This window comes from Duganella sp. GW821-FHT01E12 (genome assembly GCF_059422325.1).
The window spans coordinates 370,940-388,756 of record NZ_JBWKWR010000003.1 but is presented as its reverse complement, the minus strand read 5'-3'; the positions used below and the strand labels follow the sequence as shown (position 1 = coordinate 388,756).

Genomic DNA, 17,817 nt, shown 5'->3' with positions numbered 1-17,817 from the left:
AAGTACTGGAACAGTCATGGAACCACTCTACATCAGCGCCTCGCCCACCTCGCCGGAAATCGACTTCCGCTTCGACCAGGACACCTTGTCGATCAAGGGCGAGTCGTATCCGGAAAACGCCGCCGCCTTTTACGGCCCGGTGATCGCGCGCGTGCAGGCCTACCTGGACGCCTGCCACGACGCCAGCATCACGGTCAACGTCTCGCTGGCCTACTTCAACAGCTCCAGCACCAAGATGCTGTTCTCCTTCTTCGACGCGCTGAACAAGGCCGCCATGGACGGCAACCAGGTGCGCCTGAACTGGTACCACGACGAGGACGACGACACCATCCTCGAATTCGGCCAGGAGCTGCAGGACGATTTCGGCGCGCTGGACTTCCACGACCACCCAGTGAGCAACTGATGATGACCATCCCCGGCCGCGACGAGGCCGACCTGTTTGCGCTGGAAAGCGCGGCGCTGGCCAACGCCAGGGCGGCCCACGCCGATCCGCGCGCCGACGCCCGCGCCGCGCTGGCCGAGATGATCGTCCACTACGAGCGATTGATGCGCGAGAGCCGCCGCCTGATCCGCCGCAGCGACCGCGCCGAGCTGGATATGAACCAGATGAACCGCCAGCTGCACGAACTGGCACAGCAGCTGGAATACCGCGCCACCCATGATCCGCTGACCGGCGCGCTGAATCGGGCGGCCGTCATCGAGCAGGCCAGCGGCTGCCTGGAGCGCGGCGACATGGCGCTGATCGTGCTCGATATCGACCACTTCAAATGGGTCAACGACGATTTCGGCCACCCGGCCGGCGACGCCGTGATCCAGACCGTGGTGCGCTGCCTGCAGGAGCTGCTCGGTCCCGAGGTGGCGATAGGCCGGGTCGGCGGCGAGGAGTTCTCGGTGGTGTGGCCGACCAGTTCCATCGACGAGGCGCAGCAGGTGGCGGCCAGCATCTGCGACGCCATCGCCGACCAGGTGTTCGCCGCGCCGATCGACCGCCAGATCACGGCCAGCGTGGGCCTGAGCTGGAACCGCGCCGGCACCAGCTTCGAAACCGCCTACAGCCACGCCGACGAAGCGCTGTACGCCGCCAAGCGCGCCGGCCGCAACTGCGTCAAGGTGCACGCGCTGCTGCCGCCGCCGCATCCCGCCGCCACGCCGCCGGCGCCCGGAGACGTACCAGCTCCTTGCCATTGACCTTGCAAAAACAGATTGAACTTTTGTGCACGTTTTACGTTCTAAGAGTGGAAACGCTCAGTTCAATTCGCGGCAGGAGGAAGGCAAATGGCAAACACCATCAACTTGAACGTCGCTGACAGCAATCAGGTTCAGCTTCCCCAAAAGGTCTCGGTCCTGACGGCCGAACCCAATGTCTGGTTGTTCATCTATTCCGGTATCGCGGTGCAAAGGCAACGCGCCGAGGGGAGTTCCGGTTTCCTGGGTATCGGCAAGAGCACGTCAGAGACCGACGCCGTCGTTCAAGTAACGATCGACCGGATCTCCGGCGTTCTGTTGCAGGCGGCGACGAGCGCCAGTATGGCCAACATCGTCGAGGAGGATACCTGGGGCCAGTGGGTCATCTCGTCGACCGGCCTTTCCATTCACGACAACGGTGATCTCGTCCTCACGGTGAACACTTCGGTGACAGGCGAAGGCGATGCCGAGTTCTGGTCCTTCTACTACAACGTGAGCGCCAAGGTGGTCCTGGATGAAGCGAGCATCAGCGGCAGCATCCGGTGGCCCAAGAACCTGGCGGCGCCGCTCGGCACGACGCACTTTGCAATCAACGCAGATACCAAGGTGACGATCACCAATCCCGGCCAATTCCCATTCGACAAAGTCACCGTGGAGGCCGTCGGCCTCGAAGGCACCGTCAAGTCAGCCGACGCCGACTTCTATATCGTCCCGTACACAATCAAGGGCGCGCTGCTGGGCAAGACCTTAACCGTTGTCGCGTCGCCGATACCTGCTGCGTTCACCCCAGGTCCGGCGTTCGGGTTCGGCGAACTCGTGGCGGCCCAGATCAACGGCCCCAACCCGATCCAACTCACCCCGGCGAATCGCCACGTAACCGGCGTTGACTTCGAGATGCGATTCGCGCCCGCGCCGAAATAGCGAGGAGAGTCATGGCACGGGCGTCAACAGCGGCCGGCCGCCGAAGTGGGCCAGCAGGTTGTCGACCACCAGCTGGCCCATGGCGTGGCGGGTCTCCACGGTCAGGCTGCCCACGTGCGGGGTCAGCACCACGTTTTCCAGCTCGCGCAGCGCGGCCGGCACGTGCGGCTCGTTGTCGAACACGTCCAGCGCCGCCATGCCCAGCGTGCCGCCGCGCAGCGCCACGATCAGCGCCTCCTGGTCCACCAGCGACCCGCGCGATACATTGACCAGCGTGCCCTCCGCTCCCAGCGCCGCCAACACCTGCGCGTCGATGGCGTGCCGCGTGGCCGCGCCGCCGGGCGCGCACACCACCAGATAGTCGCTGGCCCGCGCCAGCTCCAGCAGCGAGTCGCAGCGGTCGACCGCCACGCCGTCGACCGCGCGCGGCTGGAAGTAGCGCGTGCGCATGCCGAAGGCCGCCGCCCGCGCCGCCACCGCCTGCCCGATGCGGCCGAAACCGAACACGCCGCACACCTTGCCGCGCAGGGCGCGCGTGGGCGCCAGCGGCACGCCACGCTCCCAGGCGCCGCTGCGTACATGGCGATCCAGTGCCGGCAGGCGGCGCACCGCCGACAGCAACAGCGTCAGTGCCAAATCGGCCACGTCGTCGGTCAGCACGCCGGGAGTGTTGGTAACAAAAATACCACGCGCGCGGGCCACATCGAGCGCCACCGCGTCCACGCCGATGCCGTTGACGGCGACGATCTCCAGCCGCGGCAACTGCTCCAGCAACGCCGGGCCGATGCCGATCGCGCCGGTCGTCAACACCCCGCGTATGCCTGCCGCCACGCCGGCCAGCCACTCGGGCTGCGCCTCGCAGGGCTGGCGCCACAGGTGATGGCAGTGAAACGATAGTTCCAGCTGCGCCATCACCGCCGCCGACGGACTCGCCGCCAGCACCAATATTTCAGGTTTCATATCGCCTTTCGTGTCCATGTGGCGATTGTACAAGGGGCGCCGGATTACGGCCGCTTTGCGTAGACTTTCTGTCGGCATTTCCGTATGCTGGAAGTACCTTCCTGGAGCGCGCCTCGATTTGAACGTCCACGCCCTCACTCAGCACCGCTGTCTCGCCGCGCGCCGCTGGCTGTGCGCCGCGCTGGCGACCTGCATGATGTTGTGCGGCGCCGCCGTCGCAGCCCCGGGTCGCTGGGACCAGCTGGCCACACCCCTGTTCGAGCACCTCGGCCTGGAGCAAGGCTTGCCCCATCCGGTCGGCATGGCGCTGGCGCAGGACGGCGACGGCTACATCTGGGTCGGCACCCAGAGCGGCCTGGCGCGCTGGGACGGCTATCATATGCGTAGCTTCCACCACGACGCCGCCAATCCGGCCTCGCTGCCCGGCGACTTTATCCAGGTGCTGCACGTCGATGTGCGCGGCCGGCTGTGGATCGGCACCGCCGCCGCGGGATTGAGCATGTTCGACCGCCACAACGAGCAATTCAGCCGCCCCAGCGACGAATTGGGCAAGGGGCCGATCAGCGCCATCGCCAGCGACGCCAAGGGCAATCTGTGGGTGGGCACGCCGGCCGGCCTCAAATACTACGACACCGTGCAGGGCTCGGTGCGGCTCTACAGCCACGAAGAATATCCCGGCCTGCCGGACAACCAGGTCCGCGCCCTGCTGGTGGACCGCGCCGGCACGCTGTGGATAGGCACAGCCACCGGCCTGTCGCGCCTGCGCGACGGCGGCGCCATCACCCCGGTCGCCGTCGGCGCCGAGGGCCACGGCGGCTGGAGCGACACCGTGATGTCGCTGGGCGAGAACAGCTTCGGCCAGATCGCCTTCGGCACGCTGAAGAGCGGCGTCGGCGTGGTCGATCCGGGCGCCGACCGCGGGCACCTGCTCAACCTCGCCGGCGTCAAAGAGTTCCAGGCCAATATGGTGCTGGCGGTGATCGAGGCCACGCCCGGCAACTGGTGGGCCAGCACCTACGGCGGCGGCGTGGTCGAGTTCCGCGGCGGCCATGGGCACCGCATCCTGCACCAGCCGGCGGTGGCCTTCAGCCTCAGTAACGACCGCACCGCCGCCCTGCTGCGCGACCGCAGCGGCATCCTCTGGGTGGCCACCGAGCGCGGGGTCGACGTGTTCGATCCCCACAACGAAAGCGTCGATTCGGTGTTCGGCGCCGAGGGCGCGCCGGAAGCGGCGGTCACCGCCCTGATGACCGACCGCCAGGGTCAGGTGTGGATCGCGCTGGCCGACCAGGGCATCGATATCGTGCACGCCGACGGCACGCGCCGCGCCGCGCTGCGCCCCGACCCCGCCCGCCCCGACAGCGCGCTGCCCAACCGGATGGTGCTGTCGCTGGCCGAAGCGGACAGCGGCGAGGCGTGGATCGGCACCCAGCTTGGCCTGTACCGCACCCGCGGCCAGGCGCGCCAGGTGCGACGCATCGCGCTGCCCGAATCGAATCCCTACCCGCGCATCGGCACTATCCTCAAGCACAAGGGCGAACTTTGGCTGGGCACCTTCGACGGCCTGCTGCGCTACGATCCGGCCGCCGGCACGGTCAGGCGCTATGTGCAGGGCGCGGCCGGAACCGGCGGCCTGACCGACAACCGCATCCACGCCGTGGTGGCCGACGCGGCCGGCGGTTTGTGGATCGCCACCCGCAACGGCTTGAACTGGCTGGACCCGGCCAGCGGCAAGGTGGAACAGATCCGCGCCAATCCGGCCCTGCCGACCGCGCTGTCGGAAGCGGTGGTCACCTCGCTGGTGCTGGACACGCGCGGCCGCCTGTGGGTGGGCACCTACGGCGGCGGCATCTGCGTGATGACCGGACGCGATGCGCAGGGCGCGCCCCTGTTCCGGCGGGTCGACACGCTGGCCGGGCTGGCGACCGGCACCATCATGTCGCTGCAGGCCGATCCCGTGGGCCGGGTGTGGGCCGCCACCTCCGACAGCATCGCCGTGATCGACGCCGCCACGCTCAAGGCGCGCGCGCTGACCCGCGCCGACGGCCTGGCGTTCCGCACCTTCTTCATCGGCGCCAGCACGGTCACGCCGGAACGCGACCTGGTGTTCGGCGCCACCGCCGGCATGGCGGTGGTCTATCCGGGGCGGCTGAACGACTGGAGCTATCGGCCGCCGCTGGTGATCAGCGCGGTGCGGCGCGACCAGCACGCACTCACGCCCGACCAACTGGCGAGCGACCAGGGGCCGACGCTCACGCTCAAGCCCGAGACCCAGGGCTTTGAAGTGGAGATGGCGGCGCTGGACTTCTCGTCCCCGCAGCGCAACCGCTACGCCTATCTGCTCGAAGGCTTCGACCAGCGCTGGGTGGAGGCCGACGCCAGCCGCCGCATCGCCTCCTACACCCATCTGCCGCCGGGCGCCTACCGCCTGCGCATGCGCGGCAGCAACCGCGAAGGCATGTGGAACACCGAGGAGCTGCAACTGCGCGTGCTGGTGCTGCCGGCCTGGCACCAGACCTGGTGGGCGTGGATCGGCTACTTCGCCGCCGCCTGCCTGCTGACCTGGGGCCTGGTGCGCTGGCGCGTGCGCCAGCTGCACCACAAGGGCGAACAGTTGCAGGCGCTGGTCTACTCGCGCACCCAGCATCTGGAAAAGCTCAACGCCATCGTCAAGTCGATCAACGAGCAGCTCGATTTCGACGCGCTGCTGCACACCATCCTGCACGAGTCGACCGTTATCGAAGGCGTCGACTCGGCGATCGCGCTGGTGCGCGAGGCCGGCACGGAGACGCTGTCGCTGCGCGCGGCCTGGGGCCGCATCGATGCCGCGGCGGATGCCTACAACATCGACCTGCGCCACGCCGAACTGCGCTACGCGCCGGCCGACTGCATGATCGCGCCCGACATCTTCGAGGTCCACCACGAACGGTCGCTGCCCGGCGACGTCTGCGCGCTGCTGGCGGTGCGGGTGGTGCTCGACGGCCAGGTCGAAGGCTACCTGGTGTTCAAGAACTATCAGTACCGCGCCGCCTTCGCCGCCAGCGACCTCGATCTGCTCAAGGCGCTGAAGGAGCCGTTCGTCTCGGCCTACCAGAAGGCGCGCGCGCTGCGGCTGCTGGAACAGGCGCGCGCCAACGCCGAAGCGGCCACCCGCGCCAAGAGCGACTTCCTGGCCAACATCAGCCACGAGATCCGCACGCCGATGAACGCCATCCTCGGCTTCGCCGGCCTGGGCACGCACCTGGACCTGCCGCCGCAGCCGCTGGACTACTTCCGCAAGATCGGCCGCGCCGGCCAGAGCCTGCTGGAGATCATCAACGACGTGCTGGATTTCTCCAAGATCGAATCGGGCAAGCTGGAACTGGAGGCCCTGCCCTTCGACCTGCCCGACACCCTGAGCCAGCTGGCCGACCTGTTCGCGTGGCGCGCCGCCGAGCGCGGGCTGGAGCTGGTGATCTGGGCCGCGCCGGACGTGCCGTCCAACCTGACGGGCGACCCGCTGCGACTGAGCCAGATCCTGGTCAACCTGGTCGGCAACGCGCTCAAATTCACGGCGCGCGGCCACATCGAGCTGCGCGTGGAACGCGACCACGGCGCGCCGGTGCCGGCCGAAGGCCACATCGCGCTGCGCTTCGTGGTCGAGGACAGCGGCCTGGGTATCAGCAGCGAGCAGCAGGCGCGCCTGTTCCAGGCCTTCGCCCAGGCCGACGCCAGCACCACGCGCCTGTACGGCGGCACCGGCCTGGGGCTGGCCATCTCGCAGCAGCTGGTGCGCAAGATGGGCGGCGTGATCCAGGTCGACAGCGAACCTGGCGTGGGCAGCTGCTTCAGCTTCACCGTGGCGCTGCAGCCGGCCGCCGACCAGACGCCGCGCCAGGCGCCGCTGCCGCCGTCGGTATTGGGCAAGCGCGTGCTGGTGGTGGACGACAGCGAGGCGGTGCGCCACATGCTCAAGATCCAGCTGGCCAGCATGGGACTGAAGCCGCGCGCCGTGGCCTCGGGCACGGCGGCGGTGGCGGCCATGCAGCTGGAGCACTACGACATCCTGATGATGGACGCCGACATGCCGGACCTGGACGGCATCGAAACCCTGCACCGCATCGCCGACGAGCCGCAGCTGGCGGCCGTGCCGGCGGTGCTGATGGTGACCGCCTACGCGCGCGAGCAGGATCGCGCGACCGCCGAGCAAAGCCGCCTGATGCCCTTCATCGACAAGCCGGCCAATCCCTACCTGCTGCGCGGCGCGCTGCTGGCGGCGCTGGGCATGGACAGCGGCCAACCGGCGATCAAGCTGGCGGCGCCGCCGTCGCTGGCGGTGCAGCGCATCCGCGGCGCGCACGTGCTGGTGGTGGACGACAACAGCATCAACCAGCAGGTGGCCAGCGAGATCCTGCAGCGCGCCGGCGTCAAGGTGGACCTGGCCTCCAGCGGCGAGGAGGCCGCGCGCATGACCGCCGCCGGCGCCTACGACGCGGTGCTGATGGACATCCAGATGCCGGACATGGACGGCTACCAGGCCACGGCCCTGATCCGCGCCGACGAGGTCCATGGCAAGCTGCCCATCATTGCCATGACCGCGCACGCGGTGGCCGGCTACCGCGAGCGCTGCCTGGAGATGGACATGAACGACTACGTCACCAAGCCGATCGACCCCGACACCCTGTACGCGGTGCTGGCGACCTGGGTCGAGCCGAGCCAGGCGCGGGTCGAAGCGGCCGACATGGCGCCGCTGCGCAGCGCCCAGGAGAGCGCCCCGTTCATCGCGGTGCGCGGCATCGACATGGAGGCGGCGATGGAGCGGCTGGGCGGCCAGAGCCGCCTGCTGTTGCGCCTGCTCGGCCTGTTCGCCAAGGATTTCGGTGCGAGTTTGCAACAGATTCAAGATGCAATCCACCGCGGCGAATTCCTGAAAGCGGCCGACCAGGTGCACAAGATACGCGGCGCCGCCGGTAACATCTCGGCAACAGAGTTGTTTGAAACGGCGACCTTGCTGGAAGACCGTTTGCGGGACGATCCCCCTGCGCTGACCGAATTGCTGAGGGCTTTCGCGCAAGCGTTCGACGTCGTGATGGAAAGCGCGCGCCAGAACATGGACGGGCCGCCCGCCCGCGTCGCCGACCTGGCGCAAACCGGCTAGCAAGTTGACAGTTGCGAATCCGCTTGAGATAGCGTCCGCTTTGGCCTACGATGATCTTGCGTTTCGACACGCGACATTTCCATACAACCACACGAAAGGTTTCGACATGGCCACGCATTCCCCGCAAGATCTCGATCTGCTGCTGTCCAAACTGTCCGGCGACGACGAGTTCCGCACCAGCTTCCTGAAAGATCCCCAACTGGCATTGGGCACCCTGGGCATCAAGCTCGACGCCGACAAGATTCCAGCCATGCGCTGCCTGCCCGCAAAGGAAGTGTTCATCGCCAGCCGCCACGCTATCAAGGGCAAGCTGGAAAACGCCGCCGGCGCGATTCCATTCTTCCTGTCCGGCCAGCGATAAGCCTATGGCTTGCGGTGGCGCCTACGGTTCGTAGCGCATTTCGACCGTATCCTGCGCCCCCGACGCCTGCCCGCAGCCGCACACGGCAATCACCATATCCTTCAACGGGTCGAGCCCAAATACCCGCTCGATATCGATCTCGTTCACCGCCGCCGTCACAAAGGCCGGCATTCCCGCCTCAGTGGCCAGCAGATAGAAAGTCTGCGACAGATGGCCCGCATCGAGCAGCAACGCGCGGTAGGCCTTGGCGTGATTGCGGTACTTCCAGAAATTGCGCTCCACCCGCGCCGCCAGCACCACCATCATCGGCGCATCGACAAACCAATCCTGATCGGCCACCATGCGCATCGCCAGTTCCGCCGTTTGCGTGGTGTCCATCGCCGTCAACGGCTCCAGGGCGTGACGCACTGGATGGTAGTGATACAGGCCCGGCGCGATGCCTTCGATGCGCTGCGCCAGCACGTAGGCTTCCACCGGGTGCAGGCCGCCGGCCGAGGGACTGAGTTTTTTCAACACAAAGGCGTCGGGCGCCATTTCGCGTTCGCCCTGCGAGCCGAAGGCGCGCTGCAGCAAGCGGGCGACGGTGGCCAGCGGCAGCACGGCGGCGGGATCGAAATTGCGGCCGGTGTAGCGCTGGAACAGCGTGTCGTCGAGGCGCGCGCGGTCGGGATACGGCAGCGCGATAGCCTCGCCCTCGGCGCAGCGTTCGATGACCGGGCCGGGCGGCGTGCCATATGCAAGCACCAGTTCCTCAAAGCTGGGAAACTGCATGCCTTTGTCGACCCGCATGTCGCCCCAGCGACTGAACATGTGCGCGGCGGCCGACAGCGGCCGCCAGTTCTGGGAGCGCAGCACTTCGTCGCGTTCGCGGAAGTGGGCGTCGTCGCCGATCAGCAGGCCGCATTCCAGCAGGCGGGCGACGACGGCGGCGCCGTACTGCTCGGCGCAATCGGCGCTTTCCTGCCAAAGCGTCAGGCCGATGCCGCCCAGCGCCGCAGCCTCCTCCAGCGACACTTCGACCTCCTCGCCCAGGTGCGGCGCCAGCGCGATCCAGCGGATGGACGCGCCCAGCGGTCCATCGCCGGCGAACAGCGCCGACCAGTCGATATCCAAATCCTCGCGGGGTTCCAGGAACAACACGGCGCAACGTCTGATCAGCATGATGGACTCACCTTGAAAGTTAGCCTTGCGGCCGGGTCGCCACCTCATCGTACCGCAGTGTGGGCCGCCGCGTACAGCGGCGCGGCTATCGGCGCGGCATATTCCGAGGCTTCCAAAAAACAAGCCAGCTTGACAAGTGCGATTACACCTGTAATCATCCTCAGCGATTACACTTGTAAACGAAGGGGCGCATGAAAGCCATCCCACAGATCAGCGAAGCCGAATCGGTTGTCATGGAAGCCTTGTGGGCGCATAGCCCGCGCAGCGCGGACGAAGTGGCCGCCGCGATCGGCGACGAACGCGCCTGGCAGGAATCCACCGTCAAGACCTTGTTGAACCGGCTGCTGCGCAAGAACGCCGTCAAGGTGCAGAAGGACGGCCGGCGCTACCTCTACTCGGCGGCGATCACGCGCGAACAATGGCTGCACAGCGAAAGCAAGGGTTTCCTGGACCGGCTGTTCGACGGCCGCGTGGCGCCGCTGGTAGCGCACTTCAGCCGCCACCGCAAGCTGAGCGCGGCCGACCTGCAGGAACTCAAGCGCCTGATCGGAGAACTCGATGCCGACAAGTGACATCGCCGCCCTGCTGCCCGCGCTGTTGCGCGCCACCGTTGCACTGAGCGTGGCCGTGATCGCGGTGTACGCGCTGCGGGTGCCGCTGCGGCGCTGCTTCGGTCCCGGCGTGGCGTACGCCGCCTGGCTGGCCGTGCCCATGTGCGCCTTGGCTGCGTTGCTGCCCGCCGCGCCGGAAGGCAGCGTGCTCGCGCTGCATGCCGCGCCATCCGCCCGGCCCTTCGCTGCGGCGATGCGCGAACTGGCGCCGGCATCTTCGTCGATGGGAGTGAGCGGCGCCATCGTTCTGGTGTGGCTGGTGGGCGCCTTGGGCATGGCGGCGCTCCAGATAAGCGGGCAACGGGCTTACCTGCGCGGCCTCGGCAAGCTTACCCGGCGCGGCGGCATCGCGTATGCGCACTCGCTGCGCGCCGGTCCCGCGCTGGTTGGCTTGTGGCGGCCCATCGTCGTCGTCCCGGCGGACTTCGACCACCGCTACACGCCACCGGAGCGTGAACTGATACTGTCGCACGAACGCACCCACGCCAGCCGCCGCGACCAGTGGGCCAACACCGCCGGCGCCGCCTTGCGCTGTCTGAACTGGTTCAATCCCCTGGTCCACATCGCAGAACGGCTGATGCGCGCGGACCAGGAGCTGGCCTGCGATGCGGTGGTCATGCAGCGGCACCCCAATGCGCGCCGCAGCTACGCCAACGCGATGCTGAAGACCCAGTTATCGGCACACGAAGCACCCCTCGCATGTCAATGGCAATCCACCCACCCACTGAAAGAGAGAATCATGAGCCTGAACCACACCACACCATATGCCTTGCGTATCACCGGCCGTCTGCTGTTAGCCACCGCCATGGCGGCAGGCAGTTGGGCCGCCTGGGCCGCGCAGGAAGCACCCAAGGGGCAGTTGTACGACGTGGCGGTGAAACTGAACGTGGACGGTACCACCAGCGCGCCGCGCCTGCATACGCACAGCGGCGAACCGGCAGGCTTCCGCAGCGGTGAAGGCGCGCAGCAGTGGCAGGCCCAGCTCACGCTCAAGCCGGCCGATCACGGCAAGATGTTTATCGGCGCCGTCGTCAAGCACGGCGGCAAAGTAGTCAGCAAGCCGGGCCTGCTGGTGGCGCTGGGCGAACCGGCCACCGTCAGGATCGACACGGACGACAAGTCGCACATGGAGATGGAGCTGACGGTCACGCAGCTCCGGAACTAAGCGCGCCGCTCTACTTGGCGGCCTGCTTGCGGCGGCGCTTGGCAAATGCGCCGAGCAAGGCTACGCCGCCCAGCATCATCGCCCACTGCTCGGGCTCCAGCACGGCGGCAACGCGGACGGTGAACATGCCGGAGTAGTCGGCGAGGCCGTTCGGCGTGCTGCCGAACACCCCAACCAGATCCGGATTGGCGTTCGGCACGGCCGGATTGCGGTAGTCGAACCAGGTGAAATTACTCAGCGTGACCGTGTTCTGGCCCGAAATGAAGGACAGGGAGTTCGCGCCCTGCACATCCTCGCCGTTGACGATGCCGAGGCCGCCGTGTCCATGCGCCGTCGGCGTCGTGTTCGCGCTGTTGATCGCGACAGAGGCCGAAATGCCCGGCACGCCGGCGCCGTTGAAGAACAGGTTCAAGCCTGCCGAAGGCGTAGGTATGCTCCTGTTCAATGTGACGAGATAGCCTGCAGCCAAAATCTTATCACAAAAACAGTGCAAATTTAGCAAAGCAAAAACAACCAAACAACGGGGGTCAAGTCTGACATTCGGACACGAACTCTGCCGTAGCCGCCCAGCTACGGCGGAGCTCGTGTCCGAATGTCAGACTTGACCCCATTTTATTTGACGCGCTGCTTTTCCAGCTTGCGCGCCAGGGTGCGGCGGTGCATGCCCAGCCGGCGGGCGGCTTCGGAGATGTTGAAGTCGGTCTCGGCCAGTACGGTGTGGATGTGCTCCCACTCCAGCGTCTTGACCGAGGTGGCGCGGTTGGTCAGCTCCAGCTCGGCCGCGCCGGCCACGTGCTCGAACGCCGCTTCGATGTCGTCGGTGTTGGAGGGCTTGGCCAGATATTGGCACGCCCCCAGCTTGATCGCTTCCACCGCCGTGTTGATGCTGGCGAAGCCGGTCAGCACGACGATCAACATTTCGGCGTCGTGCTGGTGCAGCATCTGCACGCAGGCCAGGCCCGATGAGTTCCCTTTCAGCTTGAGGTCCACCACCGCGTAGCCGGGCGAGTTGTCGACCAGCAGCGCGCTCGCTTCGTCCACGTTTTCGGCCAGCAGCACCTTGTAGCCGCGCCGCTCGAACGAACGCCCCAGCGTGCGGGCGAAGGCGGCGTCGTCCTCGACCAGCAACAGCACGCGTTCTTCTTCAGTAGTCATATTGATTCGTTTCCGGTTTGATTTCGATCTCGGACAGCGGCAGCGTCAACCGCACCAGCGCGCCGCCGTGCGGCAGGTTCGACGCGGTCACCGCGCCGCCCAGCGTGCGTGCGACGTTCACCACCAGGAACAGCCCCAGGCCTCCGCCCGGCCGTCCCTTGCTTGAATTGTAGGGCTTGCCCAGCTGCGCCAGGATGTCCGGCGCGAAGCCGGGGCCGGCATCGCTCACCTGCAGCACCAGCTGTTCGTCCTGCACGCTGGCCTCCATGCGCAGCCATTGCGGCGAGGCTTCCAGCGCGTTGTCGAGCACGTTGCAGATCATCTGTTTCAGCGTCGAGTCCGACACCACCGGGTGGTCGGGCGCGATGCGGTTGTCGTATTCGAAGTCCACCACCGGCCGCCCCACCCGCCATTCCGCCACCAGGTCGGCCAGGAAGGTGTTGACGGTGGTGGCCGCCGACGATTCGCCGCGCGTCTCCCCCGCCGACAGCAAAATCCCGCTGACGATGGATTTGCAGCGCATGAGCTGGGTCTGCATTTCGCCGATCTCTTCCAGCAGTTCGCCGTTGGCCTTGAATTCGGGCATGTGCTTCCAGTCGCCCAGGATCACCGCCAGCGTGGCCAGCGGCGTGCCCAGCTCGTGCGCGGCGCCCGAGGCCAGCAGGCCCATGCGGATGATGTGGTCTTCCTCGGCGGCGCGCTGGCGCAGGTCGGCCAGCTTGGTGGCCGTCACCCGCATGTTGCGCATGATGCGCGTGATGAAGATGACCAGCAGCGCCGCGTCCAGCACGAAACAGATCAGCATGCCCTGCACGTACAGGCTGAGGATGCCGCGCCCGTGGTCCAGCGGCAGCGACAGCGGCTCGGAGAACAGCGCCAGCCCGGCGATGCAGGTGCCGGTCACGCCGACGATGGTCCAGGTCGACCACGCCTCCAGCAGCACCGCGCCCAGGATCACGTGCAGCAGGTAGAGGAACACGAAGGGATTGGTGGCGCCGCCGCTCAGGTAGAGCTGCGCCGTCAGGCTGGCGATGTCCACCGTCAGCGCCAGCAGCAGCTCGCTGTTGGACACCACCTGGTTTTCCTGCCAGCGCAGGGTGCTGGCGATGTTGAAGGCGATCAGGCAGGCCAGCACATTGAGCATGGCCGGCAGCGGCAGGCGCACGTCGAACACCATGGTGGCGGCGAAGATGGTGGTGATCTGGCCGATTACCGCGATCCAGCGCAGCTGGATCAGCTGCTGCATGTTCTTGTGGCCGGCCGCGTGGGTGATGGTGTTGGCCGAGGCCTTCACCGCCGCCAGCGGCTCGATCACCGGCGCGTTGGGCCGGCCCCGGTCATACGGATTGTCGTTTTTCCTTGCCATTTATGCTTTGCTTGGTGTTTTGCGCCCCTCGCGGACGACCCATACTGCTCCGCCGACCATCATCAGCGCCAGCGCGTACCAGGTGACAGCATAAACCAAATGGTTGTTGACGAAGGAAACTACCGTCAGTCCGCCGAGCGGTTCGCCCTCCACCGGAGCGCCTGGGCCGGCGTCGGCATCGACGAAATACGGCGCCACGGCCGGCAAGCCGCGCGCGCGGGCGATGGCCTGCACGTCGCGCGTGTACCAGTAGTTGCGGGCCGGTTCGTTGGCGCGCAGGCGGCCGCCCGCCTCGCCCAGCCGCAGCAGGCCGGTGATGGTGACCGTGTCGCCGCCGCGCGCGCAGGCGTCGGCCGGCGCGGCCGGCGGCGCGGGCTGCGGCGCCCAGCCGCCGGAACCGGCGCGGATGAAGCCGCGGTTGACCATGACGATGGCGCCGTCCGGCGTGCACAACGGCGTCAACACCCAGTAGCCGATGCCCCGGTCCAGCGAGGCCAGCACCTGGGTGTCGGAGCCCTTCAGGTAACGGCCGGTGAGGCGCACACGGCGGTAGTCATCGGCCTCGGCGTTCAGCCCAGGCCACTGGCCCACGCCGGGCGCATCCACCGGCGCGGCGTGCACGCGCTGTTCGACGCGCTCGATCAGCGCCAGCTTCCATTGCAGGCGATATAACTGCCACGTCCCCAAAGCAAAAAACCCTGCAAACATCACCCCGGCCGCGATGGCCAGGATGATGCGCAGGGCGCTGGAACGTGGGCGCGTAGCCCCGTCCATCATTGCATGTCGCGCATGTTGTGCACGTCCGTACCCATGGACGGCATCATGTTGACGTTCATGTGGTACATGACCCAGATCGATCCGGCCAGCACGATGACCAGCAGCACCAGCGTGAACAGGGTCGCCAGCAGCGACCAGCCGCCTTCGACCTTGCCGTTCATGTGCAGGAAGTACACCATGTGCACCACCACCTGGACGGCGGCGAAGGCCAGGATCACCGCGGCGGTGGTGCTGGACTTGTCGAAGGCCTTGTGCATCACCAGCCAGAACGGAATCGCGGTCAGGATCACCGACAGCACGAAGCCGATCGCGTAGTCCTTCAGGCTGCCGTGCGGCACGTCGTCGTGGCCGTGGCCATGGTCGTCGTGGCCGTGGTGGTCGTGATTGTGTGCGCTCATGGCAGGACTCCCATCAGATAAACAAAGGTAAACACGCCGATCCAGATCACGTCCAGGAAGTGCCAGAACATCGACAGGCACATCAGGCGACGGTTGTTCTCCGGCGTCAGGCCGTGCTTGGCCAGCTGGAAGATCAGCGTGACCAGCCAGATCGAACCGAAGGTCACGTGCAGGCCGTGGGTGCCGACCAGCGCGAAGAACGAGGTCAGGAAGGCGCTGCGCTGCGGGCCGGCGCCTTCGTGGATCAGGTGGACGAATTCGTCCAGTTCCAGGTACAGGAAGGCCAGGCCGAACAGGCCGGTGATGGCCAGCCAGACGATGGTGGCCTTCACGCTCTTGCGCTGCGCGGCGATCATGGCGAAGCCGTAGGTGATCGACGACATCAGCAGGAAGCCGGTGTTGAGGGCCACGGTCGGCAGGTCGAACAGCTCGGCGCCGGTCGGGCCGCCCGCGTAGCTGCGGCCGAGCACGGCGTAGGCGGCGAACAGGCCGGCGAACAGCAGGCAGTCGCTCATCAGGTAGAGCCAGAAGCCCAGCAGCGTGCCGTTCTCCGGGTGGTGTTCGCGCACGTAGTAGCGTGCGCTTGGGTCGGCGCTCACGGCGCCGTTAGCGATAGTTTCAGACATGGCTTTCCAGCAGACGGGTATGCGCTTCTTCGGTGCGGACGACTTCTTCCGCAGGGATGTAGAAATCGCGCTTGTAGTTAAAGGTGTGCGTGATGATGGCTGCCATCATGGCGACGAACGCCAGGCCGGCCGGAATCCACATCTGCCAGACCATGGCGAAGCCCAGTGCGAAGGCCAGCGCCGAGATGATGAAGCCGGCGGCGGTGTTCTTCGGCATGTGGATGGCCACGAAGCCCTTGGTCGGACGCTGGTAGTTGTTGGCCTTCATGTCGGCCCAGCTGTCGCTCTCGTGCACCACTGGCGTGAAGGCGAAGTTGTAGTCCGGCGGTGGCGACGAGGTGGCCCACTCCAGCGTGCGGCCGCCCCATGGGTCGCCGGTCACGTCGCGCAGCGCTTCGCGGTTCTTCCAGCTGACGTAGAACTGCACCAGCATGGCGCCAATACCGGCGGCGATGATCAGCGCGCCGATGGCGGCGATCACGAACCATTTTTGCAGCGATGGATCCTCGAAGTGGTTCATGCGGCGGGTGACGCCCATGAAGCCCATCACGTACAGCGGCGTGAAGGCGACCCAGAAGCCGACCAGCCAGCACCAGAACGAGACCTTGCCCCAGAACTCGTCCAGTTTGAAGCCGAACGCTTTAGGGAACCAGTAGTTGATCGCGGCGAAGCAGCCGAACACCACGCCGCCGATGATGACGTTGTGGAAGTGGGCGATCAGGAACAGCGAGTTGTGCAGCACGAAGTCGGCCGGAGGCACGGCCAGCATCACGCCGGTCATGCCGCCGATGACGAAGGTCAGCATGAAGCCCACGGTCCACATCATCGGCACGTCGAAGCGCACGCGGCCCTTGTACATGGTGAACAGCCAGTTGAAGATCTTGGCGCCGGTCGGGATCGAGATGATCATCGTCGTGATGCCGAAGAACGAGTTCACCGACGCGCCCGAGCCCATCGTGAAGAAGTGGTGCAGCCAGACCAGGTAGGACAGGATGGTGATCACGACGGTGGCGTACACCATCGAGGTGTAGCCGAACAGCTTCTTGGCGCTGAAGGTCGAGACGATCTCCGAGAACACGCCGAACACCGGCAGCACCAGGATGTAGACCTCGGGGTGGCCCCAGATCCAGATCAGGTTGACGTACAACATCGGGTTGCCGCCGAGGTCGTTGGTGAAGAAGTTGGTGCCGACCATGCGGTCCAGCGACAGCATCGCCAGGGTGACGGTCAGGATCGGGAAGGTGGCGACGATCAGCGCGTTGGTGCACAGCGCGGTCCAGGTGAAGACCGGCATTTTCATCATGTTCATGCCTGGCGCGCGCATCTTGACGATGGTGGCGATCAGGTTGACGCCCGACAGCGTGGTCCCCACCCCGGCCACCTGCAGCGACCAGATGTAGTAGTCGACCCCGACGTCCGGCGAGGCGGCGATGCCCGACAGCGGCGGGAAGGCCAGCCAGCCGGTGCGGCCGAATTCGCCGACGAACAGCGAGACCATGGTCAGCATGGCGCCGAAGGTGGTCATCCAGAACGAGAAGTTGTTCAGGAACGGGAACGAGACGTCGCGCGCGCCGATCTGCAGCGGCACCACGTAGTTCATCAGGCCGGTCACCAGCGGCATCGCCACGAAGAAGATCATGATCGTGCCGTGGGCCGTGAAGATCTGGTCGTAGTGGTGCGGCGGCAGCATGCCGGCGTTGTCGCCGAAGGCGATCGCTTGTTGGGCGCGCATCATCAGCGCGTCGGCGAAGCCGCGCAGCAGCATGATGATCGCCAGCACCATGTACATGATGCCGATTTTCTTGTGGTCGATGGAGGTGATCCAGTCGCGCCACAGCGGGCCCCACAGGCGGAATTTGAACATCGCGGCCAGGAAGGCCAGGCCGCCGATCGCCACCATGGCGAAGGTGCCGATCAGGATGGGCTCGTGGTATGGAATTGCTTCCAGCGACAGCCGCCCAAAGATCAGTTTGGTCAGGTTGAGATCAGACATG

At 66.5% G+C, this 17,817-nt stretch carries 16 protein-coding genes; 7 read left to right on the top strand and 9 right to left on the bottom strand.

All coding sequences use genetic code 11. The features are described from left to right. Positions 1-16: 16 nt before the first annotated feature. The 3 genes from AC07WS_RS11660 (at position 17) to AC07WS_RS11650 (ending at position 2,106) form a co-directional block, all read left to right on the top strand. Entirely contained in the window at positions 17-403 is a 387-nt protein-coding gene (locus AC07WS_RS11660) for a DUF1987 domain-containing protein (protein ID WP_486065409.1), read from the top strand. Next, a complete protein-coding gene (locus tag AC07WS_RS11655) occupies positions 403-1,188 on the top strand; it encodes a GGDEF domain-containing protein (protein WP_494729220.1) in 786 nt (261 codons plus the stop codon). Before AC07WS_RS11660 ends, AC07WS_RS11655 begins: the two co-directional genes overlap by 1 nt. 87 nt (positions 1,189-1,275) lie before the next feature. Further along, positions 1,276-2,106, top strand: coding sequence for a hypothetical protein (locus AC07WS_RS11650; protein ID WP_494729219.1), 831 nt, complete (start codon positions 1,276-1,278; stop codon positions 2,104-2,106). A gap of 9 nt (positions 2,107-2,115) precedes the next feature. Here the strand turns inward: AC07WS_RS11650 and AC07WS_RS11645 are convergent, their stop codons facing one another. Continuing rightward, on the bottom strand, positions 2,116-3,066 hold the full coding sequence (locus tag AC07WS_RS11645) for a 2-hydroxyacid dehydrogenase (RefSeq protein ID WP_494729218.1): 951 nt from the start codon (positions 3,064-3,066) through the stop codon (positions 2,116-2,118). Between the two features lie 118 nt (positions 3,067-3,184). Between AC07WS_RS11645 and AC07WS_RS11640 the strand changes: the two genes are divergently transcribed. Beyond that, positions 3,185-8,203, top strand: coding sequence for a response regulator (locus AC07WS_RS11640; protein WP_494729217.1), 5,019 nt, complete (start codon positions 3,185-3,187; stop codon positions 8,201-8,203). 106 nt (positions 8,204-8,309) lie between these two features. Then, positions 8,310-8,564 (top strand): NHLP-related RiPP peptide, encoded by a 255-nt coding sequence (locus AC07WS_RS11635; RefSeq protein ID WP_494729216.1) that lies wholly within the window; start codon positions 8,310-8,312, stop codon positions 8,562-8,564. Between the two features lie 21 nt (positions 8,565-8,585). Here AC07WS_RS11635 and AC07WS_RS11630 read toward each other — a convergent pair whose 3' ends face one another. Next, complete coding sequence (locus AC07WS_RS11630; protein ID WP_494729215.1) at positions 8,586-9,725, bottom strand: putative peptide maturation dehydrogenase; 1,140 nt, start codon at positions 9,723-9,725, stop codon at positions 8,586-8,588. A gap of 191 nt (positions 9,726-9,916) precedes the next feature. On the opposite strand from AC07WS_RS11630, the gene AC07WS_RS11625 reads away from it, so the two are divergent. Continuing rightward, positions 9,917-10,297 (top strand): BlaI/MecI/CopY family transcriptional regulator, encoded by a 381-nt coding sequence (locus AC07WS_RS11625; protein ID WP_494729214.1) that lies wholly within the window; start codon positions 9,917-9,919, stop codon positions 10,295-10,297. Next, a complete protein-coding gene (locus tag AC07WS_RS11620) occupies positions 10,284-11,501 on the top strand; it encodes a M56 family metallopeptidase (protein WP_494729213.1) in 1,218 nt (405 codons plus the stop codon). The genes AC07WS_RS11625 and AC07WS_RS11620 overlap by 14 nt, the downstream gene beginning before the upstream one ends. 10 nt (positions 11,502-11,511) lie before the next feature. Here AC07WS_RS11620 and AC07WS_RS11615 read toward each other — a convergent pair whose 3' ends face one another. The 7 genes from AC07WS_RS11615 to cyoB form a co-directional block, all read right to left on the bottom strand. After that, positions 11,512-11,913 carry a hypothetical protein gene (locus AC07WS_RS11615; RefSeq protein ID WP_494729212.1) on the bottom strand — a complete coding sequence of 134 codons (402 nt, stop codon included), beginning with the start codon at positions 11,911-11,913 and terminating at the stop codon, positions 11,512-11,514. A gap of 200 nt (positions 11,914-12,113) precedes the next feature. Then, positions 12,114-12,656 carry a response regulator transcription factor gene (locus tag AC07WS_RS11610; protein ID WP_161096700.1) on the bottom strand — a complete coding sequence of 181 codons (543 nt, stop codon included), beginning with the start codon at positions 12,654-12,656 and terminating at the stop codon, positions 12,114-12,116. Further along, a complete protein-coding gene (locus tag AC07WS_RS11605; protein WP_494729211.1) occupies positions 12,646-14,022 on the bottom strand; it encodes an ATP-binding protein in 1,377 nt (458 codons plus the stop codon). Before AC07WS_RS11605 ends, AC07WS_RS11610 begins: the two co-directional genes overlap by 11 nt. After that, a complete protein-coding gene (locus AC07WS_RS11600; protein ID WP_494729210.1) occupies positions 14,023-14,799 on the bottom strand; it encodes an SURF1 family protein in 777 nt (258 codons plus the stop codon). It abuts the gene before it with no gap. After that, a complete protein-coding gene (cyoD, locus tag AC07WS_RS11595) occupies positions 14,796-15,197 on the bottom strand; it encodes a cytochrome o ubiquinol oxidase subunit IV (RefSeq protein WP_494729209.1) in 402 nt (133 codons plus the stop codon). The genes AC07WS_RS11600 and cyoD overlap by 4 nt, the downstream gene beginning before the upstream one ends. Continuing rightward, positions 15,194-15,823, bottom strand: a complete 630-nt coding sequence (cyoC, locus tag AC07WS_RS11590) for a cytochrome o ubiquinol oxidase subunit III (protein ID WP_494729208.1) — start codon at positions 15,821-15,823, stop codon at positions 15,194-15,196. Before cyoC ends, cyoD begins: the two co-directional genes overlap by 4 nt. Continuing rightward, positions 15,816-17,816, bottom strand: coding sequence for a cytochrome o ubiquinol oxidase subunit I (cyoB, locus tag AC07WS_RS11585; RefSeq protein WP_494729207.1), 2,001 nt, complete (start codon positions 17,814-17,816; stop codon positions 15,816-15,818). The genes cyoC and cyoB overlap by 8 nt, the downstream gene beginning before the upstream one ends. Position 17,817 lies beyond the last annotated feature (1 nt).